23 protein-coding genes and 1 pseudogene are annotated in these 24,689 nt (G+C 70.2%); 14 read left to right on the forward strand and 10 right to left on the reverse strand.

Annotation, left to right across the window (positions count from 1 at the left end; translation table 11 throughout):
* Positions 1-206: 206 nt before the first annotated feature.
* A complete protein-coding gene (locus tag ACGFSH_RS32220; protein ID WP_393354730.1) occupies positions 207-929 on the reverse strand; it encodes a VOC family protein in 723 nt (240 codons plus the stop codon).
* Between the two features lie 84 nt (positions 930-1,013).
* Positions 1,014-1,322, reverse strand: a complete 309-nt coding sequence (locus ACGFSH_RS32225; RefSeq protein WP_393354732.1) for a hypothetical protein — start codon at positions 1,320-1,322, stop codon at positions 1,014-1,016.
* 104 nt (positions 1,323-1,426) lie between these two features.
* Between ACGFSH_RS32225 and ACGFSH_RS32230 the strand changes: the two genes are divergently transcribed.
* On the forward strand, positions 1,427-1,999 hold the full coding sequence (locus ACGFSH_RS32230; RefSeq protein WP_393354734.1) for a TetR/AcrR family transcriptional regulator: 573 nt from the start codon (positions 1,427-1,429) through the stop codon (positions 1,997-1,999).
* Positions 2,000-2,585: 586 nt separating this feature from the next.
* Here ACGFSH_RS32230 and ACGFSH_RS32235 read toward each other — a convergent pair.
* Positions 2,586-2,723, reverse strand: a complete 138-nt coding sequence (locus ACGFSH_RS32235) for a hypothetical protein (protein ID WP_393354916.1) — start codon at positions 2,721-2,723, stop codon at positions 2,586-2,588.
* 125 nt (positions 2,724-2,848) lie between these two features.
* On the opposite strand from ACGFSH_RS32235, the pseudogene ACGFSH_RS32240 reads away from it, so the two are divergent.
* Together ACGFSH_RS32240 and ACGFSH_RS32245 are read left to right on the forward strand one after the other, a co-directional pair.
* Positions 2,849-2,989: pseudogene (locus ACGFSH_RS32240) on the forward strand (aldo/keto reductase); the annotation flags it as partial.
* A 266-nt stretch (positions 2,990-3,255) separates the two neighbouring features.
* A complete protein-coding gene (locus tag ACGFSH_RS32245) occupies positions 3,256-3,492 on the forward strand; it encodes a hypothetical protein (RefSeq protein WP_393354736.1) in 237 nt (78 codons plus the stop codon).
* 128 nt (positions 3,493-3,620) lie between these two features.
* Here the strand turns inward: ACGFSH_RS32245 and ACGFSH_RS32250 are convergent, their stop codons facing one another.
* Positions 3,621-5,147, reverse strand: a complete 1,527-nt coding sequence (locus ACGFSH_RS32250) for a flavin-containing monooxygenase (protein ID WP_393354738.1) — start codon at positions 5,145-5,147, stop codon at positions 3,621-3,623.
* A 40-nt stretch (positions 5,148-5,187) separates the two neighbouring features.
* Entirely contained in the window at positions 5,188-6,159 is a 972-nt protein-coding gene (locus tag ACGFSH_RS32255) for a patatin-like phospholipase family protein (RefSeq protein ID WP_393354740.1), read from the reverse strand.
* A 211-nt stretch (positions 6,160-6,370) separates the two neighbouring features.
* Between ACGFSH_RS32255 and ACGFSH_RS32260 the strand changes: the two genes are divergently transcribed.
* Entirely contained in the window at positions 6,371-6,973 is a 603-nt protein-coding gene (locus ACGFSH_RS32260) for a TetR/AcrR family transcriptional regulator (RefSeq protein ID WP_393354742.1), read from the forward strand.
* A gap of 619 nt (positions 6,974-7,592) precedes the next feature.
* Positions 7,593-8,759, forward strand: a complete 1,167-nt coding sequence (locus tag ACGFSH_RS32265; RefSeq protein ID WP_393354744.1) for a helix-turn-helix domain-containing protein — start codon at positions 7,593-7,595, stop codon at positions 8,757-8,759.
* A 68-nt stretch (positions 8,760-8,827) separates the two neighbouring features.
* Here the strand turns inward: ACGFSH_RS32265 and ACGFSH_RS32270 are convergent, their stop codons facing one another.
* The 4 genes from ACGFSH_RS32270 to ACGFSH_RS32285 form a co-directional block, all read right to left on the reverse strand.
* Positions 8,828-9,607 carry a D-Ala-D-Ala carboxypeptidase family metallohydrolase gene (locus ACGFSH_RS32270; RefSeq protein ID WP_393354746.1) on the reverse strand — a complete coding sequence of 260 codons (780 nt, stop codon included), beginning with the start codon at positions 9,605-9,607 and terminating at the stop codon, positions 8,828-8,830.
* A gap of 62 nt (positions 9,608-9,669) precedes the next feature.
* On the reverse strand, positions 9,670-10,083 hold the full coding sequence (locus ACGFSH_RS32275; protein ID WP_393354748.1) for a hypothetical protein: 414 nt from the start codon (positions 10,081-10,083) through the stop codon (positions 9,670-9,672).
* A 31-nt stretch (positions 10,084-10,114) separates the two neighbouring features.
* Complete coding sequence (locus ACGFSH_RS32280; RefSeq protein ID WP_393354750.1) at positions 10,115-10,507, reverse strand: hypothetical protein; 393 nt, start codon at positions 10,505-10,507, stop codon at positions 10,115-10,117.
* 38 nt (positions 10,508-10,545) lie between these two features.
* Positions 10,546-11,892, reverse strand: a complete 1,347-nt coding sequence (locus tag ACGFSH_RS32285; RefSeq protein WP_393354752.1) for a GH25 family lysozyme — start codon at positions 11,890-11,892, stop codon at positions 10,546-10,548.
* 199 nt (positions 11,893-12,091) lie between these two features.
* On the opposite strand from ACGFSH_RS32285, the gene ACGFSH_RS32290 reads away from it, so the two are divergent.
* From ACGFSH_RS32290 to ACGFSH_RS32305, 4 genes are all read left to right on the forward strand, one after another.
* Positions 12,092-12,328, forward strand: a complete 237-nt coding sequence (locus ACGFSH_RS32290; protein ID WP_393354754.1) for a hypothetical protein — start codon at positions 12,092-12,094, stop codon at positions 12,326-12,328.
* 117 nt (positions 12,329-12,445) lie between these two features.
* A complete protein-coding gene (locus ACGFSH_RS32295; protein ID WP_393354756.1) occupies positions 12,446-12,664 on the forward strand; it encodes a hypothetical protein in 219 nt (72 codons plus the stop codon).
* A 204-nt stretch (positions 12,665-12,868) separates the two neighbouring features.
* Positions 12,869-14,668, forward strand: a complete 1,800-nt coding sequence (locus tag ACGFSH_RS32300) for an ABC transporter ATP-binding protein (RefSeq protein WP_393354758.1) — start codon at positions 12,869-12,871, stop codon at positions 14,666-14,668.
* Between the two features lie 517 nt (positions 14,669-15,185).
* Positions 15,186-15,443, forward strand: coding sequence for a hypothetical protein (locus ACGFSH_RS32305; RefSeq protein ID WP_393354760.1), 258 nt, complete (start codon positions 15,186-15,188; stop codon positions 15,441-15,443).
* 60 nt (positions 15,444-15,503) lie between these two features.
* Here the strand turns inward: ACGFSH_RS32305 and ACGFSH_RS32310 are convergent, their stop codons facing one another.
* Positions 15,504-16,592, reverse strand: a complete 1,089-nt coding sequence (locus ACGFSH_RS32310; protein WP_393354902.1) for an alcohol dehydrogenase catalytic domain-containing protein — start codon at positions 16,590-16,592, stop codon at positions 15,504-15,506.
* 102 nt (positions 16,593-16,694) lie between these two features.
* On the opposite strand from ACGFSH_RS32310, the gene ACGFSH_RS32315 reads away from it, so the two are divergent.
* The 5 genes from ACGFSH_RS32315 to ACGFSH_RS32335 all read left to right on the forward strand — a co-directional run bounded on the left by ACGFSH_RS32315 (position 16,695) and on the right by ACGFSH_RS32335 (position 24,518).
* The gene (locus ACGFSH_RS32315) at positions 16,695-17,588 is read left to right on the forward strand and encodes a LysR family transcriptional regulator (protein ID WP_393354762.1); all 894 of its coding nucleotides are present in this window, start codon (positions 16,695-16,697) and stop codon (positions 17,586-17,588) included.
* A gap of 384 nt (positions 17,589-17,972) precedes the next feature.
* Positions 17,973-18,413, forward strand: coding sequence for an Lrp/AsnC family transcriptional regulator (locus ACGFSH_RS32320; RefSeq protein ID WP_393354764.1), 441 nt, complete (start codon positions 17,973-17,975; stop codon positions 18,411-18,413).
* Positions 18,414-18,463: 50 nt separating this feature from the next.
* Positions 18,464-21,442: an aminotransferase gene (locus ACGFSH_RS32325; protein WP_393354766.1), complete on the forward strand. Its 2,979-nt coding sequence runs from the start codon at positions 18,464-18,466 to the stop codon at positions 21,440-21,442.
* 705 nt (positions 21,443-22,147) lie between these two features.
* Positions 22,148-23,320, forward strand: a complete 1,173-nt coding sequence (locus tag ACGFSH_RS32330) for a cellulose binding domain-containing protein (protein WP_393354768.1) — start codon at positions 22,148-22,150, stop codon at positions 23,318-23,320.
* 25 nt (positions 23,321-23,345) lie between these two features.
* Positions 23,346-24,518 carry a cellulose-binding domain-containing protein gene (locus ACGFSH_RS32335; RefSeq protein ID WP_393354770.1) on the forward strand — a complete coding sequence of 391 codons (1,173 nt, stop codon included), beginning with the start codon at positions 23,346-23,348 and terminating at the stop codon, positions 24,516-24,518.
* Positions 24,519-24,689: the final 171 nt, after the last annotated feature.

The raw sequence follows: 24,689 nt of genomic DNA on the forward strand, positions 1-24,689 counted from the left end.
ATCACGATGACACAGGACGAAGATCTTGAGACAAGGTTCTTGATTCAAGCTTTGCCCTCCACTTCCAGCACCGACGAGTCGCTTCGTACCCTTTCGGACACGGAAGGCGCGGGAACTGATAGCACTGCGTGATCGGGATCCCGCCATCATCCAGGAACTTGCCCCACGAGATCGCGTAATGCGCTCCACCTCGACGCGATTGCGATCTAACGAGTGTGCTGGGTAAGGCGGAACAGAGCGCCGGTGGGATCGCGCATGACCGCGTCTCCGTTGGAGTCCTGGCGAACTTCGGTCGCACCGAGCTGTCGGGCCTGCTGGGCGTCGGCATCGGGTCTGTTGCTGGCGAAGCTGACCAGCCAGAGTGATCGCTGCACTGTTGGTTTGCCTGGCGGCGGGCTGGTGGCGGCGATGGAGTTGTCCGGCAATCGGAACTCGGTGTGCTCAGGGTTGGAGTTCCAGTGCAGGGCTGGTCGGTAGAAGGCGGCGGCCTGCTCGGAGTGGTCGGTGAGCAGGCTGATGCCGGCGAAGGTGCCCGGTTCGTGGTTCAGCTGCATGCCGGTGTGGGTGCCGGGTTGCCAGAGTGACAGTGGTGCGCCGACGGGGTCGAGAGCGACGGCGTAGTGGCCGAGTGTCCCGACTTCGGTGGGTGCCACGATGATCTGGGCGCCCAGGTTCGTGAAGCGGGTGGCGGTGGCTTGGATGTCCGACACGGTGACGTTGATCGTCCAGTAGGGTGCGCCTGGGTCCTCGGCCGCCCCCAGGCCGGCGACGAGTTGTCCGCGCAGTGTGCAGAGCCTGTAGCCGTTGGGGTCCGGTGGGGCGACGGTCCAGCCGAACAGCGCGGTGTAGAAGGCCGTCGTCGTCTGCGTGTCGGGAGTACCGAGGTCGATCCAGCTCACGCTGTTCTCGGGGTGCCGCGTGATGTTCATCGAGATGACTTTCCGTTGGGGCCGCCTCGCCCCGGAAGTGGAGCGAGGCGGCGTCCAGAGCTGACGCTGCAGCGCCCTGCGGTGTCAGGTGTAGTAGGGGGAGTTCAGGTCGATACTGGCGGCCTTGACGATGTCGCCGTCGAACAGTCGTGTCGTTGCCGGGGCTCCGGCCCGGCGGGCTTCTTCGGCGAAGGGGCCCTGGGCGAAGGCCAGGGCGTTCTCGGCGCTGTCGAACTCGTAGAAGCCACCGATGGTGTGGGTGCCGATCCCGGACAGCCACGTCTTGCGTATCAGGCCCGGTGCGGTCTTCAGGGCCACGTTGACCAGGTGCCAGTCGAACTGCTCGAACGGCACTGCTGCCTGGATCTCGGTGTAGAGAAACGTCTTGCCCATCACGAACCTCCGGTTTCGGGGCCTGCCCGGCCCACATCACTAGTACGTGCGTCCTAGCGGCGTGAGCATGGACTAGGATGGACGTACTAGTCAAGGGGGGTGCGATGGCCGCGGACACGAAGTCCCGCATGATCAGCGCAGCGATCGGACTGCTGCAGCGCCATGGCCTGGCCGCGATGTCGTTCACCGACGTCCTGGCCGAGAGCGGTGCCGCACGCGGAGCGATCTATCACCATTTCCCGGGCGGCAAACAGCAACTCGCACTCGAAGCCGCCCGCCGCAACGCGGAGGACGTCCGCGGTCACCTGCACGCACTGTCGGCCGGCACGCCACGCGAAGTCGTGGAGGTGTTCCTCGGCAACGTCCGCCCCGTGGTGCAGGCGTCCGCCGGGGGCGGCGGTTGCGCAGTCGCGGCGGTCACCGTCGACGGCGGTGCGGCCATTGCCGACCAGAGCGGCCTGCGCACTGTCGCGGCCGAAGGGTTCGCCGGCTGGGCCGGCGAGCTCACCGGGAAACTCACCCACGCCGGAATGAGCTCGTCCCAGGCCGCTGATCTGGCCACCCTCATGATCGTCACACTCGAAGGCGCCCACATCCTGTGTCGCGCCGCGGGCAGCATCGACCCTTTCGACAGAGCTGCCGCGGCCCTGCTCTCCGGCCTCCCGAGCTTGGGTTGAGCCGGTGCCGGAACACCACAACGTGGCGCGCTGACACGATCAGGCTTCTGCCATGGCATGCACAGGGTCGTGCGGGCTGGGTGTTGCTGTGACGTAATACCTTGGCCGCACGGCCTTGTCCCATCGTCTCTTCACCGGCCTCCAGCGCCGTCGACTCGGTTCGCTGATCGCAGAATTGGCCGAGGCGTGGATGGCTACAGAGGAGGGCCGACTGCACGAGCGTCGAGGCCGCAGCCGGTTGCGTGCGGCCGGCGCGGGACGGGCGGGCATGTCCATCTCCTCTTTGCGTCTATAGGGTGAATCCGTTCGCGGCCCGTCAGGCTGTGAGTACCCGCCCCTGTGTGCGGCTGTTGCAGCGGCGTGGGCTCTTCGTCCGCTTCATCACCGACACGGACGACTCCCGTCCTCAGGACCGCGACCACAGGACCGTCGCCTGGTGGCGCTTCTCCTCGCCCTGGTGGTAGGGCTGCTGATCACCGGCGCGGCCGTTGACCTCATCCGCGAGCACCCCAGTCTCGCGCAACCCCTGGGCGTAGGCGCCGCCGCCATAAGCCGCTCGCCGCCATCGCCGGCATCGTCGCCCGTGTCATACGGCGATGATGCCGAGTCCGACAGTCAGGGCCTTCAGCGCGGCGGCCAGCATGCGGCTGGCGCCCTCGCGGACGATCTCGTCGATCAGGAAGCCGGACTGGGTCGAGCCGTCGTCGGTGACTACGCTGAGCACGGGCGTGCCTTCCAGACCCGCGCTGCGAACGCGGGCCTACTCGGTGACCATCACAGGATCATTCGGGAAGGTACGCCCTCCGCGTCCCTTCCCGCACCGATCCACAGGTCTTGAGCATTGCTCCCCTCCACCGCGGACCCCACATGCTGGCCATCCCCGGCACCGCCAACCCGGCCCACCTCGCCGAAAACATCGCCGCCGCAGCCCTTCGCCTCACCGAGGAAGAACTGGCCCTCCTCGACCTGCCGGGCCAGGCCACCGCCTGAGACCGCCTGTGACCGGACCTCGGCCGAGAGTTCAGACACAGGCACTAAGCCTGTCATTTATGGTCCGACGTCGCACACGGCTCGAACTCGGTCGGTGTTTTCGCAGTTCACGTGAGTTTGGTGCATGAGGGCGTCCTGCGGGATGCGTTCGCGGAAGTGTCACACTTCCGGTCGGAGCTGTACGCGTCTTTGACCTTGCGGGGGCTGCCCTATCTCTTTGTTCAAGCTCGTCGGTTGGGTGCTCGAGAGGGATGGAACGATTGCCCGTGGATGCTGATGATCAGGCGGAAGCAGTGGGCGGGGACGGGCCGGAGTGGACGGGCGTGGTGAGCCGGCGCCTGCGTTGCTGCGTCTGTGGTGGGTCGACTGATGGCTCCGAGGACTACGTGCTCGTCGAACTGACGGCGCAGTTCTCGGGCGCTCGCCAGTGGCTGGGTGCGCATGCGGAGCACCTGAACTCCGTCCTGGCAGACGGGTTCTCCGTGGAGGTGCACCAGTTGTAGCGGTTCGCTACTGAACTTGATCGGGTGATGTCGGGTGGTTCGCCGGACAGCAAACAGGTGTCTTCGGTAGTCCTGATGAGGTGACATATCCGCAAGACGGCGGCTTGACCGACGCCAGGAGAGCGTGATCACTGTCGAGGAGAGCCGGACGACGGTGATCGTGAGGTGGTCGTGTAGGCCTCCGCGTCGAAGCGGTCGAGGCGGCGGCGCATGCGCCCGGTGGACCAGGGCCAACTGAAGCTGTTGACGCCGTTGGCGTCGAGGTAGTAACTGGAGCAGCCGCCCGTGTTGTAGACGGTGGGGCGCAGGGCCTGCTGGACCTCGGCGCGGAAGGCGGCCTGGACTTCGGGGCGTACGTCCATGCTGGTCCAGCCCGCGGACCGGGAATGGAGCACCGCTGCTGCCACGTAGGCGAGTTGTGCTTCGAGGACCATGAACGCCGAGGAGTGCCCGGTGCCCAGGTGCGGCCCGAGGAGGACGAACGCGTTGGGGAATCCGCTGACAGTGGTGCCCAGATAGGCGTCCGGACTGCCCTTCCAGTGGTCGTCGAGACTGGCGCCGTCGGCGTCGAACACGCGGGTGGCGATGGGCATGTCGAGGATGTGGAAGCCGGTGGCGAGGATGACGGTGTCGACCTCGGCGGTGCTGCCGTCCGCGCCGACGACCCGATTGCCCTGGATGCTGTCGACCGCGGTGGCGTGCACGGTGACGTTGGGCCGGGTCAGCGCGGGATAGTACGAGTTGGACAGCAGCAGGCGTTTGCAGCCCAGGGTGTAGTCGGGGGTCAGCGCCTGCCGCAGCGCGGGGTCCTTGACCGTCGCCCGCAGATGCACACTGCCGATCCTCTGCACCGCGCGCAGGAGGGAGGGGTGACGGAATCCGATGCCCAGGGCTTCCAGGGCCGCGTACTCGGCGTTGCGCAGGGCGCGTTGGGCCGCGGGGAAGCGACGCATGAGCTGGCGTTCGACGCGCGGGACGTAGTGGTCCGGCTTGGGCAGCACCCATTGGGCTGTGCGCTGGAACAGGTGCAGCCGGCTCACCTGGGGCTGGATCGCCGGGATGAACTGCACAGCTGAGGCCCCGCTGCCCACGACCGCTACCCGCGTGCCGTCGAGCGGGTGGTCGTGGCGCCAGCGGGAGGAGTGGAACACAGGTCCAGGGAAGTCGGCGAGGCCCGGGATGTCGGGGGTGAGCGGCTCGTGCCAGGGGCCGGCGGCCGAGATGAGGAAGCGGGCGGTGTATCGGCCTCGGCCGGTGTCGACGTGCCAGCGGGCTTCGCCGGGCTGCCACTGCGCGCGGATGACCTCGGTGCGGAAGTGGATGAGGGGCGTGATCCCGTGCCGGGAAGCCGTGTCGGTGAGGTAGGCGCGAATCTCGGCTTGGCCGGCGAAGGCGCGCGTCCATTCGGGGTTGGGGGCGAAGGAGTAGGAGTACAGGGCGGACGGCACATCGCAGGCACAGCCCGGGTAGGTGTTGTCCCGCCAGGTGCCGCCGAGTCGGTCCGCCTTCTCCAGGAGTACGAGGTTGCGCACGCCCGCCTGACGCAGTGCCACGGCGGCTCCGATGCCGCTGATGCCGCTGCCTATGACCAGTGCCTCCACGTCGAAGGGCTCGAGGGCGGGCTGGGTGTCCTGGGCGTCGTCGGGTCGAGGCATGTCGAGGGCTCCTGTGACGGGGCGGGGAGGGTGGCGGGACTCAAGTGCGCGGTTGGGGTGTCGCGGTGAGGGCGTCGCGGACTGCCGCGCGCGTCGTGCGCAGTGCCGTCTCCAGCACCGCGGGCCGGCGCCGGGGGTCCATGAGGTTGCCGCCCATGGCGTCCAGGTCGGCGGCGGAGGGTTCGACGCGGATCACGCGGGTGCCGGCCGCTCGCAGTGCGGCGCATTCGGCGTTCAGGATGCCCGTCATGACACGGCGCAGCAGGGCTTCTGCCCGGCCGAGTCCGGTACGGCGGCCCGGAGCGGCCGTGCTCATCGGCGCGACGACATACACCTCGTCGAGTCCGCGGTCCGCCAGCAGGTCCGCGGAGGTCGGTGAGCTGATGCCGCCGTCGGCGTAGAGACGGCCGTCGACGCGGACCGGGGGGAACCAGCCGGGAATGGCCCAGGATGCGCGGAGCGCGTCGCGCAGAGCGGCCTTCGGTGCGTTTGGATGGCCGAAGAGAGTGCGGCGGCCCGTGTCGAGGTCGGTGGCCGCCAGCCAGGTCGCGGGGTGGCTCACCCATCCACCGCCGGGGGCGAGGCGGTCCGCGAGGGCGGCCAGCCAGGCGGCGTCGCCTCGTCCTCGGGGCAGCAGACCGGACAGGCCCGTCAGAGCAGGGACGGCCCCGGTGAGGGCGTGTGCGGAAAGCCGGGGCGCGCTGAGCATGAGCGCGGGACGTGGCGGTGTCCGGCGGGGCGGGTGAGCGAAGTGCCGTGCCAGGTCGGGCCGGGCGGAGGCGGTGGCGAGCTGTGCGGCGAGAAGTTGGTCGACATCGACGCCTGCGCCCAGCAGCGCTGCGAGTTCCGCGCCGGCCGAGGTGCCGACCAGGACGTCGGCGTCGCGGGGGTCCCATGCGGTGGCCTGCCGAATGGAGTGCAGGGCGGCGACGCTCCAGGCGGTGCCGAGGGTACCGCCACAGCCCAGCACCAGGCCTCGGGAGGGTGGGGTCTGCGTGCCGTGCACGGTCACTGGCCGCTCCGCTCTTCGGTTCTTCGGTTGGGATTGCCGGTGGCGTACCTGAGGGGCACCGGGAGGACACCACTGGAATACCGGCGAGATCCGGATACTAGCGGTATTCGAAACGTGAGGACAGGGCGCGTCGGAGATACGATCGGTAGACCAACTGGAGGCTTCCTGGAAAGCCGCACAGGACGGACCCAACGGGAGAAGGACACAGCACATGGCCCGTCTCAGCCGCGTCGAGAGTCAGGAGCTCACGCGTGAGCGGCTCGTCGCGACCGCACGCACGCTGTTGCTGAGCAAGGGGTACGCGGCCACCTCGCTCAGCGACGTCGCGGAGACGGCCGGCTATTCCAAAGGCGCGGTGTACTCCAACTTCCGCAACAAGGACCGCCTCTGCCTCGCCGTCCTCGACGACATCCGCGCCGAGCAGCTCGCACTGCTCACCGACTCCGTGATGGGCGACGGTGCGGTGGACAGCCGTCTCGCCGCGTTCACGGCCTGGAGCGAGACCCACATCGGCGACCTGGCGTGGACGACGTTCGAAGTCGAGTTCCTTGTCCGGGCGCGTCACGACGACGAGCTGCGGGGCGAGATGACGGGCAGGGTAGGGATGATCCGCGAGATGCTGGCCCAGCTCCTCGAAGCGCTGGCCGACGAAGCGGGCGTGCGGCTGACCGTGCCTGCCGATCGGGCGGCGACGATGCTGCTGAGCCTCGGCATCGGACTCGGGGTGCAGCGGGTGGCCGACCCGTCGGTCTCCACCGCGGTGCTCACCGACACCCTGCGCCTCGTCTTGGGGCTGGACGCCGGGCACGCCTGAGACTCGCACCCCTGTTCCGCGCCGAGGGTTGCCGCCAGCGCCGTGTTCCACGGGGAACGCCCGAGCTGACGCCTTCGGCCACACTGGCCCAGACGCCGTCCGGGGGTCGTGTCTCGACAGCGACCCTGGTCACGGCCACCGTGGCGGCACGGACAGTGGCGGGTGGCCGCTGCGGGTGCGGCAGCCGGCCCGCCAGGGGGTCCTTGGCCGCGTCCGGCAGGTCCAGGCGGGTGGTGATCTGGAGGAAGCTCACAGGGCCGGCGTCGACCATGCCCAGAGCCGGGCGGCCGTCCGGCCCGAGCTCCGGGGAAACGGTGAAGGGCCCTCCAGCATGCCCGCCCGGGGGCGTCGGCCGCGCGGCCGGATGAGCGGGTGCGCGCGAGCATCGCACGGACCGGGAAAGCCGGCCGAGACGCGGGAGCCCGGGGGGCGAGCCTGGAGTCACATCACCGCGAAGACCCCAAGGAGACCCTCGGACCGAAGGAAAGTTTGACATTGTTTCAAACCGCGCTGAGAGAAGGGCTATTGGCGATCGTATTGCGTGCATGAAAGGGCGCACGCGCTCGGACGGCCGGTGTAGCTTCTACCCGTCAGTAGAGGCTTGAGCAAGGGTGGAAGAGTGGTTGCCTCTCCGCATACCGATAAGTTCGCCGCCTGTCTTCGCATGCTGAAGGAGCGCAGCGGCCGGGGGTACGACCGCCTCGGCAAGGAGGCGGGCGTCAGTGGTTCCAGTCTGCATCGGTACTGCTCGGGGCTCGGTGTTCCGACGGACTACCGGGTCGTGCACTCCTTCGCCAAGGTGTGCGGTGCCAGTGCGGAGGAGCTCCGCGAACTTCACCGGCTCTGGGCACTGGCGGACACCGACAGGGACGCAGCCACCGGGACCGCCAAGGAGAGCCTCGCGGCAGATCGCGAGGCCGCAGCGGAGACGGTGGCGCAATGGGACGCCGACGGGAGCCCGGAGGCCGGGCCGGTGGCAACCACGGCTGCGGCCGAAGGTGCCGAGACCGGGTCCAGGCACGGCGCACCGCACGCGGCGCCGGACACGGGGGCGGACGACGTCGTCCCGCTGGAGGTAGAGCTCGGTACGACGGGGCGGCCCGGGCGGTCCCGGATGCCCGAGAACCTCTCCCCCCGCTTCGCGGTCCTGGCGGCCGTGGTCGCGGTGCTGCTGGTGGCCGGCTTCGTGTGGCTGCCCGGCGGTCGTTCCGCCGACGGGTCACCGGCGGCGGACGACGGGCTGCTGTACTCCCCCGCGTGCAAGACGGTGAGCATGGGCCAGCACGACGAGTGCGTGCGCGAGGTCCAGACCCTGCTGGTGGCGGCGAAGGGCCGGCTCGCCGTCGATGGGGACTTCGGGCCGGAGACCCTGCGCAGGCTGACCGCCTTCCAGGTGCTGGCGCGACTGCCTGCCAGCAACGTGGTCGACGAGGACACCAAGAAGGCGCTCTACGCCCGGAGGGTGAGCATGTCGACCTGGTCGCCGGCCAGGGTGGCGGAGCGGATCCGTCAGGTGTTCACCGAGGATCCCGCGTCCGCGGTGGCCGTCGCCCGCTGCGCGTCCTTCCTGGACCCGTTGTGGGTCCTGCCCAACACCAACGGCAGCCGCAACTGGGGCGTCTTCCAGATCTCCGACGGCCGCCTGCGCGAGCTCGGCGGCACCCCGCTGCGGGCGTTCGACCCGGAGTGGAACATCAAGGCGGCCCACCGCCTGTGGAGTGCGCAGCACGACTTCCACGACTGGCCCTCCTGCGAGGCGGCGCTGAAGGACAAGCCGAAGGGCTGAGGCGTGCAGCCCCGGGTACCGCCGCCGCGGTACCCGGGGTACACGGTCGCGGCCGGGCCGCGACCGCGTCAGATCGTGCCGCTCTCCCACCACCAGTCGCGGCCCAGGTCGGCCCGGCTGTCGACGTGCTGGTGGTCGACGGTGTACCGCTCCAGGCCGGAGAACCCGCAGGTCTCCGCCTTCTGGTAGACGGTCTTGGTGGCGACGCCGGGCACGTCGAGGTCGGCGGCAGTGCCGTACAGGTGCATGCTGTCGCTGGCCCCGCCGATGTCGGCGTTGTGCGCGATGCTGCGGAAGCCCGAGTTGACCGTGATCGGCTTGTCCCCGAGCTTCTTGCGCAACGCCTCCAGCTTGTACATGCAGCGGCGGGCGTTCTCCTTGGTCTGCGCCGCGCTCAGCTTGCCGCCGTTGAAGGTGCCGCTCGACTGGTCCACGAACTCGCTCCAGTTGAAGTGGGCCGTGGAGCCGTCCGACTGCTCGAGCGCGTTGAGCTTCGCCTGGGTGTTGGGGCCGGCGACCCCGTCGTTGTCCAGGCCGTACGCGGCCTGGAACCGCTTGACGGCCGCGAGCGTGCCGGGGCCGAAGTCGCCGTCGAGGCCGACCCGGGTGTGGCTCGCGCTGTCGGCCGCCCAGCCGGAGACCCGGATCTGCAGCTCGAGCACGTCGGCGCCGTTGTCGCCCTGCTTCATGGTGCGCGACCACGAATAGGCCTGCGCGGTACCGGAGAGGAACAGGGGGCCGATCGCCAGGCCGGCGCCGGCGGCCAGCGTGCCGCGCAGCATGCTGCGGCGGTCGAGCGGGCGGCTTGCGGCGGAGCGCCCTTCGGCGGAACGGAAGAGGAAGGTCATCGTCGTCCTTTCGGAACGGTCGGAACAGTCGGAACGGTGCGCGCGCGAAGTGCGGAAGGTGATCAGTAGGCGAGCTGGAAGTTCACGTTCTGCGCGTCGGTGTCGTAGGGGCCGACGCGCAGGACGAAGCGGGTGCCGTCCTTGACGTCGGTGGCGACCGTCGCCCACGGGGTGCCGTGCAGGGAGTACGTGTTGTCGTGGTTGCACTTGTCGGTGTGCTCGACGAACACCACACAGGCGTAGAGGAACGCGCCGTTGTCCGTGGTGAGGCGCATGTTGATGTCACCGCACCGTGAGGACGTGGTGAACGGTCCGAAGTCCTTCGGCCCCACCTGGTAGCGGTAGTTGAGGTTCTTGGCGCCGCCGTAGCAGCTGGTCGCCGCGGCCGAGGACTGTGCGGCGGCGGGCGCGGCACCCGCTGCCAGCAGTGCGGCCACGGTGACGAGAGCCGAGGCGAGCGCCCGGGTCTTGATCATGGTGGTCTCCGTTCGTGATGTGGGTGAGACGTCAGAAGGCGATCTGGAAGGTGGCGGAACTGCCCTCCAGGTCCACGCCGTTGGGCACGGTGAACTTCGTTCCGTTCAGGACGTCGGTGGCGATGGTCGTCCAGCTCCGGCCGATCTTGGTCCAGTAGTTGCAGCCACTGGCCCTCGCGAACTGCACGCAGGCCCAGCCGAAGTCGGCGTCGCCGCCGGTCATCCGCATGTTGATGTCCGTGCAGCGGCTCGTGGTCACGTAGGGGCCGAAGTCGCGGACCTCCCCGTAGTGGACCGTGACCGCTCCGCCGTAGCAGCTCGTGGCGGCGGTGACCGCGGTGGCTGCCGAGGCGGGCGCCGGGGCGGTGAAGCCCAGGACGGCGAGCAGGGCGACGAGAGCCGCGCGGGAGAGGCGGTCGGTCATGGTGTTCCTCCTCGGTACGGTGACGGCCACGGCCGGGATCACCGGTTGGCCAGCCGGTCGAGGTCGGCCTGGGTGCCGTTGAACACGTCCCCGGTCGCCGGCGCCCGCAGGCCGGGGAAGAGCGCGGCGTCCGTGTACTGCCACATCGCCCAGGTCGTCGAGCCGTTCGGCAGCGGAGGCTGGGTGATCGACTGGCGGTAGTCCGCGAGTTGCAGCGGATACCGGGCGAAGGCGGTGGTCGACCCCATGCAGTCGTCCAGGAAGGACTTCTGGGTGTAGATCATCGGAACGCGGCCGAAAGCGTTCTCGACCCGGTCCAGCCAGGCCTTGGCGTCGGCCACCGTGCCGTAGGTGGGACAGCGTCCGCTGCCGTCGTCCATGCGCTCCAGGTCGAAGATGGGAGGCAGGTCGCCCGCGCGCTTGCCGGTGTAGCCGGTCGCCCGCACGGCGGCGATGAACCGGTCGGCCTGCGCGGCACCCGTGTCGGCTGCCGAGCCCGTGTAGAAGTGGTACGGCGCGACGGCCAGCCCCGCCGCCCGGGCCGCCTCCAGGTCGGTGGCGAGGTACTCGTCGGTGACGTTCATGCCCCGGGTGGCCTTGACCGTCGCGAACTCGACGCCCGAGGCACGGACGGCCTTCCAGTCGATCGGCGCACCGCCCGGGTGCTGGTACTTGGCGGTGTCCAGCCCGTCGATCGGGTGCCCGGCCGGGCGGGGCGGGGTGCAGTACGTGTTACGGCTGGACCAGTCGACCAGCTTCGCCCACGTGTTGGGGCCCACCGTGCCGTCGGCGCTGAGGTTGGCGCAGTGCTGGAGCTCGATGACCCGCTCCTCGGTGCCGCCGCCGAAGTCGCCGTCGATCGTCAGCGGCGCATAGTGGTACGGCTCCATGGCGAGGTTCAGCCGGCACTGCACCTCCTTGACCTCGTCGCTCTTCGCCCCCTTCTTCAGGGTCGGGCGCGAGTCGGTGTGGCCGCACACGGTCGCCTGCGCCGTGCCCGCCGTGCCCTGGGTCGCGCAGGTGTGCGGCTGGGCGGCCCAGGTGTTGAGCGCGGCCCAGGTGTTCGGGCCGAGCACGCCGTCCGCGCTCAGTCCGGCGCACCGCTGGAACTCCCTGACGCGTGTCTCCGTCGCCGCACCGAACGTGCCGTCGGCCGCGATCGGCGTGTACCGGCTCGGCTTCGTCGCGAGGTCGAGTTCGCACTGCGCCTCGACCGTCGCGTCCCCCGTCGATCCCTGCTGCAGCGTGGGCTGTGCGCTCGTGTGCCCGCAGACCGCGGCCGCGGTGGCCGCGGCCTGTGCCGACTGCGTGGCCGTTTGCCCGTACAGGGGCAGGACCGCTGCCACGGCGAGGGTCAGACCCCGCAGGAGCGTCCTCTTTTCCATCTGGTGTTCCCCCTCTTGCTGGTGAGTGGCCGGGAGCCCTCCCGGCCCGAGTGATGCTGGCAGCGGACGTCCCGTGGTGGTCGCGTCCGGCGGAGATCGGGACGCCGGGACGCCGGCACGGCTGTGACCTGCGCGGACACACCGGTGCTGGGACGGGCGCGGGACGCGGACAGCCGTGCGGTTCCGGCGACCGGGAGTAGTGGCGATCGAACAGGACGTGCGAGGGCTGCAGATGGGAAGCGGGGAACGGTCGGGCCGGGTCAAGACGGCCCTGTACGCCATGACCCTGACGGTGCTCGGCAGCGTGCTGCTCCACGGCGGCGGCTCGGTGGTCATCGCCCGGTCCCTGACCGGCCCGCCTCCCTCGGCTGCCAGCGGCCCTGGCTCCCCGGGGACTGACGAGCCGGAGTCACAAGTCATCGCCAAGCGGAGTTGACGCGCCTGGCGGCCCCGACGGCTCCTACCCCAGGCTGGTCTTCTCCAGCCACTCGGCGGGGGTGCACCCGACAGTCGCCGGATGTGCGGAGAGCGGCCGGGCACCCAGGCTGGAGGCATGACACAGCACGTCCGTGACAAAGGGCCCGAGACCACCCACAGGACGTCGGCCGACATCGACGCAGGCCGTGATGTCACACCTGGCAGAGGCGGGTTGCTGGAATTTCTCGGCCTGACGCTGGCGGCGGGCGCCGGTGTCCTGTTCGTCGTCCGTCCTGACCTCTACGAGCCAGGGGCGCACATCGTCGCCACGCAGGCGGCCTCACTGGTCCAGTGAGCAGGTGATCGGCGAGCACATCCGCCCAAGGGGAGGGTCCCTGGGGGGTTCGACCATTCCGCGTTCGTGGGGTGCGCCCCCCAAGCCGACCCTTTCTGCCTGGCTGTCAGTACGCCCTGAACTCCGCGATGACAGGCCCCCGCGCCGACCGGTGACCGCACCCGCTGACGCACTGCGCAGCCGACCACATAGGAAAGGAATTCTGTGAACACCGCATCCGCCCCGGAGGCGACGGGTGCCGACTCTCTGCGCATCAGCGAGACGCTCAAGGCGCTGTACGGGTATGTCCGCCCGCACCGGCGGGCCGTCGTACTCGGCCTGCTGTTGGCGCTGGCGGGTGCTGCCGGCGGGCTGCTCCAGCCCCTGGCCACGAAGGCGCTGGTCGACCGGCTCTCGTCCGGTGGCACGATCGGCACCATCCTGCTGGCCATGACCGTTCTGGTCCTGCTGAGCATGGTGGCCGAGGCCTTCGGCGCCTATGTGCTGGAACGGACGGCGGAGTCGGTGGTGCTCGCCGCCCGTCAAAGCCTCATCAGACGGTTGCTGCGGCTGCGCCTCGCGGAGGTGGACCGGATGCAGCCGGGCGACCTGATGTCCCGGGTGACCTCCGACACCACGCTGTTGCGGGCGGTCAGCACCCAGGCGGTGGTCTCCGCGGCGACGGGGGCGGTGACACTGGTCGCGGCGGTCGTGGTGATGGCGTTCCTCGATGCCGTCCTGCTGGGCGTCACGCTCGGCGTGGTCGCGGTCGTCGGTGTGGGTGCCGTGCTGGTGATGCCGAAGATCGGGCAGGCCGCCGAGCGTGCGCAAGCGGCTGTCGGGGAGATGTCCACGGGCCTGGAGCGGGTCTTCGGCGCGTTCCGTACGGTGAAGGCGTCCGGCGCCGAGCAGCGGGAGACCGCTCGCGTCGAGGCGGCGGCGCGCAGGGCGTGGCGTCACGGGGTGCGCAGCGCGAAGTGGGAGGCCGTGCTGGGTTCGGCGGACAACCTCGCCGTCGAGCTGGCGTTCCTCGCGTGTCTCGCCGTGGGCGGGGCGCGGGTGGCGTCCGGGGACATGCCCGTGTCCACCCTGATCGCGTTCCTGCTGTACCTCTTCTTCCTGATGGAGCCGGTGTACCAATTGGTCGAGGCGGCGTCCCACTATCAGGAGGGCGCGGCCGCCATCGCGCGGATCGCGCAGGTGGACGGCCTGGCGACGGAGCCGCAGGACCGGCACCGGCCGGTGCGGCCCGCGGCGACCGAGGCGGCGCGGCCGCGGGCGGCGTCGGTGCGCTTCGAGGAGGTGTCCTTCCGGTACGGGCCCGGGTTGCCGGACATCCACCGGCGGGTGGACTTCGAGGTGCCGGGGGGCGGGATGACGGCGTTCGTCGGCCCCTCGGGCGCGGGCAAATCGACGGTCTTCGCGCTCGTCGAGCGGTTCTACGAGGCGACCGGCGGCCGTGTCCTGGTCGACGGCAAGAACGTGACGAAGTGGCCGCTGTCCGAGCTGCGTTCCGTCATCGGGTACGTCGAGCAGGACGCCCCGGTGCTGGCCGGCACGCTGCGTGAGAACCTGGTCTTCGCCGCGCCCGGCGCGACCGACGACGACATTCGCGAGGTCCTCGCCCGGACCGGGCTCGACGCCCTCGTCGAGCGTCTCCCCCATGGCGTGGACACCCCGGTCGGGCACCGCGGCACGAAACTGTCCGGCGGCGAGCGTCAGCGCGTCGCGATCGCCCGCGCGCTGCTGCGCAGGCCCCGGCTGCTGCTCCTGGACGAGGCGACTTCGCAGCTCGACGCCGTCAACGAGCTGGCACTGAGGGACGTCATCGCCGAGACGGCAACCGAGACGACCGTGCTGGTGGTGGCCCACCGGCTGTCGACGGTCACGGACGCCGACCGCATCGTCGTCATGGACGCCGGCAAGGTCCGCGCGGTCGGCACCCACGAGGAACTGGTGGCCAAGGACGAGCTGTACGCGCAACTCGCGGCGACGCAGCTCCTGACCTCGGCCGAACGCCGGTGAGATGAGCCTGACCGGCGGGTCCGCCGGTGCCGTCGGCCCTCGGCCGTCAGCCGTCGGCCGTCAGCCCTCGTCCACCGGCTGCCTCCGCCGTGCGGCGGGGGCAGCCGGCTGCGGTGGTTCGCTGCCCGGCCAGTCCGTCCCTCCACCCGGGAGTCCCCACGCCCGTGCGCGCGGCCACGGGGAGGCAGTCCGCTGAGCAGGCCGGATGGCCGCCCGCTCGACCAGATGCGCACCGGCATCGGCGGCGGCAGCCGACGCGTGGATCAAGACGGTCATTGGCGAACGGGCGACCTGCGCCCCGTTCGCGGACCTCCCCCAGGCCATCGACCTGGTGCCGGCGGCGCCGAGCGGTGCGGGGATCGTGCTCACGTGCTCCCGCCGCCGTCATGTCAGGTCCGAATCAGGGGATAGACAGCCGACCGCATCACATACCGGAGTCTCCTGTTTCTGGGCAACCCCCTTCCGCCTGCCTGCGTCCTGGGTAGCGACGTCGGCACCGCGCACAGAAGAGGTACGCATGAAGCACGACCCGGATACCTGTCTGCTCGTTCCCAGCGACCTGGATTGGGATGTCGACCCGGTCCAGCCGATGGCGTCGATGCTGTTCACCAGCGACAATCCGACGGAGCCCTTCGCAAAGGCCGCCCGATGGCTCGCGGGCTACGACAGTGTGGAGATCAACGTGATCGACACCTCGTGGAAGGTCTTTCACGGTGAGGAGGAGCCCTACGGGCTGAGGGTCTACTTCTCCTTCGGGGACGACGAGGAGGACTGACGCGGCGGGGTGCGCCGTCGCTCGATCCGGCGCGCCGCGCGGCGGCCCCGTAAGTGATCGTCAGCGAGCCGGCGGTATGAGGGCAGTGCGGTCGAACGGGCCACTATGGGAAGCGGCGTACGCGACGGCGTCGTTGACGGCGTGGAGGCCGAACGACCGGACCCGTTCGCCGGCGAGGTCCAGGGTGCCCGAGGCGAGGAGCCGGATGATGCCGACGTTCGCTGTACGCGGGTACATCCACTGGCCGCGCACGGTGATCGAGTTGCGCATGATCCATGGGTACGGGAGGGCGAGATCGTCGCCACCGAGCATGCCGATGCCGCCCATGAGAACGACGCGGCCGTATTCACGCACGGTCATGGCTGCCGTGCGCGTTACCGAGCTGGGTGCGCTCGGCGGCAGCAGGTCGATCACCATGTCGATCGGGCCGTCAGCCGCCGTGGACATCGCCGTACGGTCGCCGGCCTCATCTCCGGTGAGCTGAACCGGACGCAGACGCGGACCGAACCGGTCGGCGAGGAGGTCGAGCGTGGCCCGGTTGCGGCCCGGGGCGACCACGCGGCCCGCCCCCATGGCGAGCGCGACCGCGACCGCACTGCTTCCGAGGTTGCCGGTGGCCCCGCTGACGAGCAGCGTCTCACCGGCTGCGAGCCCGCCGGCCAGCAGCCCGCCGTAAGGGATGACGTGCACGGCGAGCGCGGCCCAGCGGGCAGGGTCGTCCCCCGCCGCTGCGGGAAGCGGAAAGACGTTCTCCGTAGGGACCCGCATGAGCTCGGCGAACGACCCGTCGTGCAGGTACCGGGCAAGGCGCGCGCCGCCCTCGCCGCGGGAACTCCAGCCCTGAAGCGTGATGTCGGGCGTCAGGGCGTCGTCCCGCGAGCGCACCGTCGCGTCGCACCACACCAGGTCGCCGCGGCGCAGCCGGGTGGCGTCCGAACCTACGTGGACGACCCGTCCCACGCCGCCGATCCCAGGCACGACGGGAGGGACCAGGGGGTAGTTCCGCTCACCGCTGAAGACCTCAGCCGCGTACGGGGCCACACAGGCGGCGAGAACCTGGATCAGCACCTCGCCGCCGCCGGCCTCGGGATCGGGAACCTCCCGCACCGTCAGCGGGGCACCGAACTGCGTCAGAACTGCTGCTCGCACCTGATGACCTCCGTGTTCGTCCTTGTTCGTCGGGGTCGACACTAGGCACCCGGGCGACATGCGGGAAGCGACGATCGGGCATCTGTGGTATGCGTATCCCGCATGGACATCTCCAGCACAGGCCTACGCGTCCTGCGGCAGATCGCCGAGTCCGGCAGCTTCACCGCAGCGGCCACCCGGCTCGGCTACACCCAGTCGGCGGTCTCGCGCCAGGCCGCCTCCCTCGAACGAAGTGCGGGCACCGCCCTGTTCGAACGCCGCCCCGACGGAGTACGGCTCACCCCGGCGGGACTGACTCTGCTGCGCCACGCCCGCACGATCCTGGACTGCCTGACGGCGGCCGAACGCGACCTCAACGGCACCGTCCCGCATACCGAACTGGTGCGGCTCGGACTGTTCCTGAGCGCGGGCGCGGCCATCCTGCCCCTCGCACTCACCCGGCTCGCGGCTACCGACCCGCAGATCACGGTCACGACCACCGAGGGCACCACGCCCTCCCTGATCCGGGCACTGCGGGCGGGCTCGATCGACCTCGCCGTACTGACGTCCCGACCGCCCCACCGGCCTTTGGACAGCGAGTCGCCGCGCCTGCACGTCGAGACCGTTGCGGACACCGAACTGGTCGTGGCGGCGCCTTCGACCGGAGCGTTCACCGGCCGCACCGCGGTGCACGTCGACGAACTGGTCGGCGCCCCCTGGATTGCTGCCCCGGCGTCGAACGCCGAGCCCTTGCTCGGCGTCTGGCCTGGCCTGCCCGGGCGGCCGGACATCGTCCACTGCGCACGCGACTGGCTGACGAAGCTTCAACTGGTCGCTGCCGGCTTCGGGGTGACAACGGTGCCCTGGCGGCTCTCGCCGGTGCTGCCGCCCGGCGTGAGCCTGCTGCACGTAGAAGGCGCACCCCCCGAGATCCGCCGAGTCCTCGTGGCGCGGCTCCCCGGCCGCCCCACCCCGGCGATCACGACCGTCACCCGAGCGATCATCTCGGTCACCTGATACGCCGCCGCCCGTCACATGCGGTGCCGTAGAGCTCGTGACACGATCATGCAGCCCCATCCCAGTGGTTCTGTCGTGGTGGAGCGCGCAGCGAGCATCACCGCCGCCAGATCCGTCAACGGCGGCACCGCCCCCTCCTCCTCTCCCGCCGGGTCCGCGCCTACGGCGAGTTCAACGCCGACGACGGGAGAAACCAGCCCGGGCATCCATACCGTCAGAACCCTGCGAGATCACCCCGACGGTCCCCCGACAGCATCCGCGCCTGACTCGTCTGCACCTTCGCTCGATTCGATCGTCTTCACGCTTGAATCGAGCACAGCAATCCGGCATCGTGCTTGAAGCAAGCGCAACGGCTGCCGTTCAGGCAGGCGAGAGAGGTGTTTCGTGGACGAGATCGACCGGGCCATCCTGCGGGAATTGCAGGTCGACGGCCGGATCCCTTACGCCGATCTGGGGCCGAAGGTGGGATTGTCACCCTCGGCCGCGAGGCTCCGGCTGCAGCGGCTGATCGACACGAACGCGGTCCAGGTCGTCGGAGTGACCGATCCGATGACCATGGGCCAGCAGACGATGGCACTGCTGGGCCTGCGCATCGACGGCGATCCCCGGGCGGTCGCCGATGAGCTGGCCCGGCACGACGAAGTGGTGTACACGGTCCTGACGTCCGGGGGCTTCGACCTGTTCGCGGAGGTGGTGTGCGCTCAGCCTCGAGATCTTCTGGACTTCATCAACGACGTCGTGCGGCCCATCGAGGGTGTCGCATCTGTGGCGAACTTCCCCTACTTCGGGATTCACACTCACCGCTTCCTGTGGCATGTCGACTGAGGCATCCGAGCGTCCCAGCCCTGTCTGCCGCACCAGCCGAGGAACCCTGCATGCTGCCCGACGAGTACCGCACGATCGACTTCTTCACCGAGGACGCCCTTCCCGTACCCCGCGTGGCGCCGGCCGAGGCTGAGCTCATCGCTGCCGAACACCTCGGCATCACTGCTCGCGCGCAGTCGCTGGGCAGCCAGCAGGACGCCAACTTCCTGCTGCACGCCGACGATGAGATGCCCGCGGCGATTCTGAAGATCGCCAACCCTGCCTTCAGCACTGTGGAGATCGAAGCCCAGGACGCGGCAGCCGACCTGATCGCCTCGGCTCGCCCGGAACTGCGCATCGCCACCGTCCTGCGCCGCCCTGACGGCTCCCCGCGTCGCGCGACGGTGGACACCGAGGCCGGTCCGGCCGTCGCGCGACTGCTGCGCTACCTGCCCGGCGGCGCACTCTCGGGACCCCGGCACCTGTCACCGACCACGGTGGCGGCCATGGGCACGATCGCCGGAAACGTCAGCACCGCTCTGCGCGACTTCCGGCACCCGGGCCTTGACCGCGTGCTCCAGTGGGACCCGCGGCACGCCGATCGCGTCGTCGCCAAGCTCGCCGGGCACATCGACGAGCACGACCGGCGCACCGCCGTACAGGCCGCGACCTCCGAGGCCTGGGCACACGTCCAGAAGCTCGCCGCCGCGCTGCCGTCGCAGGCCGTGCACCTGGACCTCACCGACGACAATCTGATCCGCCGTCCCGACACCCGTCCGCCCATGCCGGACGGGGTCATCGACTTCGGTGACGTCACCACGAGCTGGGCCGTCGGCGAACTTGCCGTGACACTGTCCTCACTGCTCCACCACGACGGCGTCGAGCCTCACCACGTGCTGCCGGCCGTCCGCGCCTTCCACGCCGTTCGGCCGCTCTCCCCGGAGGAGGCGGAGGCGTTGTGGCCGCTCGTGGTCCTGCGCGCGTCCGTGCTGGTCGCCAGCGGGAGGCAGCAGGCTGCCGTCGACGAGGACAACGCCTACGCGAAGGCCGCACTCGACCGCGAGTGGCGCATATTCGAACAGGCCACCTGGCTGCCTCTGCCGGTGATGATCCGCCTCGTCAGGGGCGTGACCGGCATGGCCGACGACGAGCCTGCCCGGACCGGGCAGGCCGATACGCCGGTGCGCCCTCTTCTGCGGGACCTCCCCGCCGGTGACATCACCCTCCTCGACCTGTCCACCGACGCCGATTCCATGGACCACGGCGCCTGGATGGACGCCGGGACCGAGGACAGGCTGGCGGCCGCCGCGCTCGCGGACGGGGCAGCCGCGGCCGCCACCCGGTACGCCCGCGCGCGGCTCACTCGGACACCGGCACTGTCGGCGGTCTCCACCGCCACGGTGCCCACCGGAATCGACCTCTGGCTCGGCCGGGATGCCGTGGTGCAGGCGCCCGCCGCGGGCAGGGTCCTCGCCGCGGCGCCGGGCCGCGTGGACCTCACCTACGGCGCGCAGGCGCTGTCGCTGTCCTTCCCCCGCGCGATCCAGCCCGTGGTCAGCACAGGTGCGGCGGTGCAGGCGGGCGAGGACATCGTCCAGCTCGGCTCCGGCGCCTCGCTCCACGTCGCGTTGCGTGACGCCGACGGCCCCGCCGCCCCGCGCCTGGTCCGTCCCGAGTACGCCGCCGGCTGGCTCGCGCTCACCGCCGACCCCGCCCCGCTCCTCGGCCTCCCGGTCGACGCCGACCTCACGCGCGAGAGGAACCTGCTCGACCGGCGCGACGCCGCGTTCGCGACCGTACAGGAGCACTACTACGCCGACCCTCCCCATATCGAACGAGGCTGGCGCCACCATCTCCTGTCCACCGACGGCCGCTCGTACCTCGACATCGTCAACAACGTCACCCCGTTGGGCCACGCCCATCCCCGGGTCGAGCAGGCGGTCTCCCGGCAGCTGCGACGGCTCAACACCAACTCGCGATTCCACTATGCCTCGGTGGTGGAGTTCACCGAACGTCTCGCCGGACTGCTTCCCGAGCCCCTGGACACGGTGTTCCTGGTCAACTCCGGTTCCGAGGCGGTGGACCTGGGCATGCGGCTGGCCATCGGGGCCTCAGGGCAGCACGATGTCGTCGCCCTGCGCGAGGCGTACCACGGCTGGACGTACGCATCCGACGCGGTCTCCACCTCGCTCCAGGACAACCCGAACGCCCTCGCCACCCGCCCGAGCTGGGTCCACACCGTGGACTCGCCCAACTCCTACCGAGGCCGGCACCGCGGGACGGACGCCGGGCGCTACGGACCCGAGGCCGTCGGGGTGATCAACGAACTGGCCGCTTCCGGCCGCCCGGCAGGAGCGTTCATCGCCGAGACCTACTACGGCAACGCCGGAGGCGTCGCCCTCCCCGACGACTATCTCGCCCAGGTGTACGCGGCCGTCCGCCGTCACGGCGGCCTCGCCGTCGCCGACGAGGTCCAAGTGGGCTACGGCCGCCTGGGACACTGGTTCTGGGGCTTCGAGCAGCAGCGGGTCATCCCTGACATCGTCTGTGTCGCCAAGGCCATGGGCAACGGACACCCCCTCGGCGCGGTCATCACGTCCAAGTCGGTCGCGGACCGGTACCGGGACCAGGGCTACTTCTTCTCCTCCACCGGTGGCAGCCCGGTCTCCAGCGTCGTGGGCCTCACCGTCCTGGACACCCTGTGCGACGAGGACCTCCAGGGCAACGCGGTGCGCGTCGGCGGCCATCTGAAGCGCCGGCTCGAGACCCTGGCCGACCGCTACGGCATCATCGGCGCCGTCCACGGCTCGGGCCTCTACCTCGGTCTCGAACTCGTCCGGGACCGCACCGACCTGGAACCCGCCACCGAAGAGACCGCCGAACTCTGCGACCGCATGCTCGACCTCGGGGTCATCGTCCAACCCACCGGCGACCATCTCAACATCCTGAAGATCAAGCCACCGCTGTGCATCGACATCGCCGCCGCGGACTTCTTCGTCGACATGCTCGACCTGGCCCTCACCCAACTCGGCCACGGCCACACCTGGTGACACCCGGCTCGGCATCGGCGCTTCGCGATTCGGCGCCGAGGTGACGCTCGACCTGCTGATCGGCGACCGCGACCCCACCCGCCGCCGGTGCTCCGGCTCTGCGTATCGGCCAGCCCTGGCGTCCCTTTGTGGAGCGCCTGTCCGAAGCGGTACGGGGGCTGGCCCCGGAAGCGATCGTGAGTGCGGGTGGCGAGGTCACGGACCTCACCGACAGCGCCCGATCTTTCCGCGAGGCGGCTCGCGTCGCCGGGGCCACCCCGCCCGGTCAGCCACTCCCCCACGACCGCTCGTTCCATGAGCCGTCCGGCATCGGCCTGCGCCGTGTCCTGCGCGCCCTGCGAGAAGCCCCTCGTGTCGGGCCGGGCACGCGCCCCAGCCAGGGCACGGCGAAAAATCCGGCGGGAACGCGACCCCTTGTCAGGGTCATGGCCCTCTTCTACAGTCCCGGATACGGAGGATGTGGGAGCGCTCCCACAGTGAGGGTCCTCCAGCGCTCACTCCCCTCACTCCGAGAGGAGTTCCCCACGAACGTCACGGCGCCCCGTCACGAAGAAGGCGGATCCCCCCATGCAGCTTCTTTCGATCCACCGCTCGCCCGCCCGGAATCGCATTGCCGTGTTGCTGGCAGCGCTCTGCTGTGCCGCGCTACCGGTCATGGCCGCGGCCGCCCGGGCGCCCGTGGCGAGCGCCGCCGCCACTGAGGTCTTGGGCAACGCGACCCACTTCGACGGGCTCGGGAGCCCCTACGGCGGCTGTGGTCTGCCGCAGCGCGAACTGGACAGCCAGGACTTCGTGGCGCTCAACGTGTTCAACACACCCGGCGACTACTCGGGCTCCTACCCGCGTCCGGTGCCGGAGTCGAGGGAGCCGATCAAGGGGGCCTTCGACAACGGCCGCAACTGCGGCCGCTGGGTCAAGGTCACCATCGGGGACTACTGCGCCGGCACCAACGACGGCGCCCCTGGCCAGCCCTTCTGCCGCAACGGCTCCTGGGCGGCCGACAAGTACAACGGGGCCACCCTGACCATGCTCGTCGCGGACAGCTGTGCCGATTCCAACGCCTGGTGCCGGGACGACCCGAACCACCTCGATCTGGCGACCGACTCCCTCAACCGCTTCCGGATCGGCGGCACCCCCGTGGGGGCGATGTACCCGGACCGCTGGAACAACCGTCATGTCTCCTGGACCTTCGTCCCGGCCCCGGACTACAGCGGCGACATCCGTATCGGCTTTCTCAGGGGAGCCCAGCGGTACTGGCCCGCCATCGCCGTCTCCCATTTGCCCAACGGCGTCCACGGCATCCAGTACCTGGCGAACGGCACCTGGACCGACGCCACCATGAACAGCGACATGGGGCAGTCCTATGTCATCGGCGCGACGGCCTCCGGTGGAAGCGACTTCACCGTGCGCATCCGCGACGCCGCCGACGCCTGGCTGGGCGGCGGCCGTGTGTACTCCTTCTCGCTGCCGCCGCGCTGCGCGGGAGGCTGCTCGCAGGACTACACCGCCGTCCCCTACACCACCGACTCCTCTGGAGGGACACCGTCTCCCACTCCCGCGCCGAGCCCCTCCGGCGACATCGCCTGCACGGCGCAGTGGAAGCTGACCGGCTCATGGCAGGGCGGGTACCAGGCCGACGTCACGGTCACCAACTCCGGGTCCCGGCCGGTCACCGGCTGGTCGGTGCACCACACGCTGCCGGGCGGTGTGACCGTGGCGAACCGCTGGAACGCGGTGGTGGATCCGTCCCGCCCGGCCACCACCGTGCACAACGCCTCCTACAACGGCTCCCTGGCGCCGGGTGCGTCGACGACCTGGGGAATGACGCTCAACGGCGACGACCGAGACCTCGGCACACTCCTCTGCACCGCGTCCTGACTCCCGCGAGAGAGTGATCATGGCCATGACTTCATTACGCGTGCGCCGCCGCCGGCTCCCTCTGTGGGCTTTGATTCTGACCGTGGTGGCGGTTGCCCTTCCCGCCATCGCGATGTCGCGCGCACAAGGCGCGGCGACGGGCTGCACGGTCACGTACACCACCAACGAGTGGTCCGGCGGTTTCACCGCCCAGATCCGCGTCACGAATCTCGGCACCGCCCTGAACGGCTGGCGGCTGGAGTGGGCCTACGGCGGCGACCAGCAGGTCACGTCCGCCTGGAACGCGCAGGCCACCCAGTCGGGCAGCGCGGTGACCGCCGTGAACGCCGCGCACAACGCCGTGCTCGCCGCAGGCGGGTCCGTGGACTTCGGCCTCCAGGGCACCTGGCGCACCGCCGACCCCGCCCCCACCGCCTTTGCCCTCAACGGCGCTCCGTGCGGCGGAACCGCGACTCCCACGCCGACGCCCACACCGACGCCCACGCCGACGGCGACGACGCCGGCCGAATGCGCCGGGGCCGGGGCGACGATCTGCTCCGACTTCGAGGACCAGACCGGCACCGTGCCCTCGGGCGCCTGGCAGACCACGGCACCCGACTGCCAGGGAACGGGGAAGGTCAGCGTCGACACGTCCGTCGCCTACAGCGGCACCAGGTCGCTGCGCGTCGACGGCGGCGCCGGCTACTGCAACCACGTCTTCGCAGCCTCCACCCGCGATCTGTCCTCCGTCGGGCCCGTGGTGTACGTGCGGATGCGGGTCCGGCACACCACCGCCCTGCCCATCGACCACGTCACCTTCGTGTCCATGCCGGACGCCTCACAGGGCGGCAAGGCGCTGCGCGTCGGCGGGCAGAACGGCGCGCTGCAGTGGAACCGCGAGAGCGACGACGCGACGCTGCCGGAACAGAGCCCGGCGGGTGTGGCGCTCAGCAGCCCGCTGGCGACCGGCCGGTGGCTGTGCCTGCGGTACCAGATCGACACAACCGCCCAGTCCATGCGCACCTGGGTCGACGACCAGGAGATCGCCGGGCTGCGCGTGGACGGGGTGCCGACCCAGAACGTCGACGGGCAGTGGCTCGCCCGCAGGACCCCTCCCCGTCCCACCGGCCTGCGCCTGGGCTGGGAGAGCTACGGCACCGGGAACGACACTCTTTGGTTCGACGACGTGGCCCTGGGCTCCTCACCGATCGGCTGCTGACGCCCGCACGGAATGTGCCGGGACGACAGGATCCGACCGCGCGACAGTTGTCGATTCCTTGATCCGTACGGCGCGCAGCACCGCCCGGTGGACCGGTCGACTGCAGGCCCTCGGCCTGGGCCCTGGCTCACCCCTTCCGTCGATCAGATGGGTATCGAGCTCATCGATCCC

Origin of the sequence: Streptomyces sp. NPDC048481 (assembly GCF_043200075.1) — a bacterium.
In the GTDB taxonomy this organism is placed as follows: Bacteria; Actinomycetota; Actinomycetes; order Streptomycetales; family Streptomycetaceae; genus Streptomyces.

What these genes read in the sequence shown, in the direction of transcription:
- ACGFSH_RS32220 (WP_393354730.1), bottom strand. Translation starts at nt 929, where the DNA reads ATGAACATCACGCGGCACCCCGAGAACAGCGTGAGCTGGATCGACCTC.
- ACGFSH_RS32285 (WP_393354752.1), bottom strand. Translation starts at nt 11,892, where the DNA reads ATGGAAAAGAGGACGCTCCTGCGGGGTCTGACCCTCGCCGTGGCAGCG.
- ACGFSH_RS32225 (WP_393354732.1), bottom strand. Translation starts at nt 1,322, where the DNA reads ATGGGCAAGACGTTTCTCTACACCGAGATCCAGGCAGCAGTGCCGTTC.
- ACGFSH_RS32325 (WP_393354766.1), top strand. Translation starts at nt 18,464, where the DNA reads ATGCTGCCCGACGAGTACCGCACGATCGACTTCTTCACCGAGGACGCC.
- ACGFSH_RS32275 (WP_393354748.1), bottom strand. Translation starts at nt 10,083, where the DNA reads ATGATCAAGACCCGGGCGCTCGCCTCGGCTCTCGTCACCGTGGCCGCA.
- ACGFSH_RS32280 (WP_393354750.1), bottom strand. Translation starts at nt 10,507, where the DNA reads ATGACCGACCGCCTCTCCCGCGCGGCTCTCGTCGCCCTGCTCGCCGTC.
- ACGFSH_RS32230 (WP_393354734.1), top strand. Translation starts at nt 1,427, where the DNA reads ATGGCCGCGGACACGAAGTCCCGCATGATCAGCGCAGCGATCGGACTG.
- ACGFSH_RS32270 (WP_393354746.1), bottom strand. Translation starts at nt 9,607, where the DNA reads ATGACCTTCCTCTTCCGTTCCGCCGAAGGGCGCTCCGCCGCAAGCCGC.
- ACGFSH_RS32335 (WP_393354770.1), top strand. Translation starts at nt 23,346, where the DNA reads ATGACTTCATTACGCGTGCGCCGCCGCCGGCTCCCTCTGTGGGCTTTG.
- ACGFSH_RS32295 (WP_393354756.1), top strand. Translation starts at nt 12,446, where the DNA reads ATGACACAGCACGTCCGTGACAAAGGGCCCGAGACCACCCACAGGACG.
- ACGFSH_RS32250 (WP_393354738.1), bottom strand. Translation starts at nt 5,147, where the DNA reads ATGCCTCGACCCGACGACGCCCAGGACACCCAGCCCGCCCTCGAGCCC.
- ACGFSH_RS32315 (WP_393354762.1), top strand. Translation starts at nt 16,695, where the DNA reads ATGGACATCTCCAGCACAGGCCTACGCGTCCTGCGGCAGATCGCCGAG.
- ACGFSH_RS32305 (WP_393354760.1), top strand. Translation starts at nt 15,186, where the DNA reads ATGAAGCACGACCCGGATACCTGTCTGCTCGTTCCCAGCGACCTGGAT.
- ACGFSH_RS32260 (WP_393354742.1), top strand. Translation starts at nt 6,371, where the DNA reads ATGGCCCGTCTCAGCCGCGTCGAGAGTCAGGAGCTCACGCGTGAGCGG.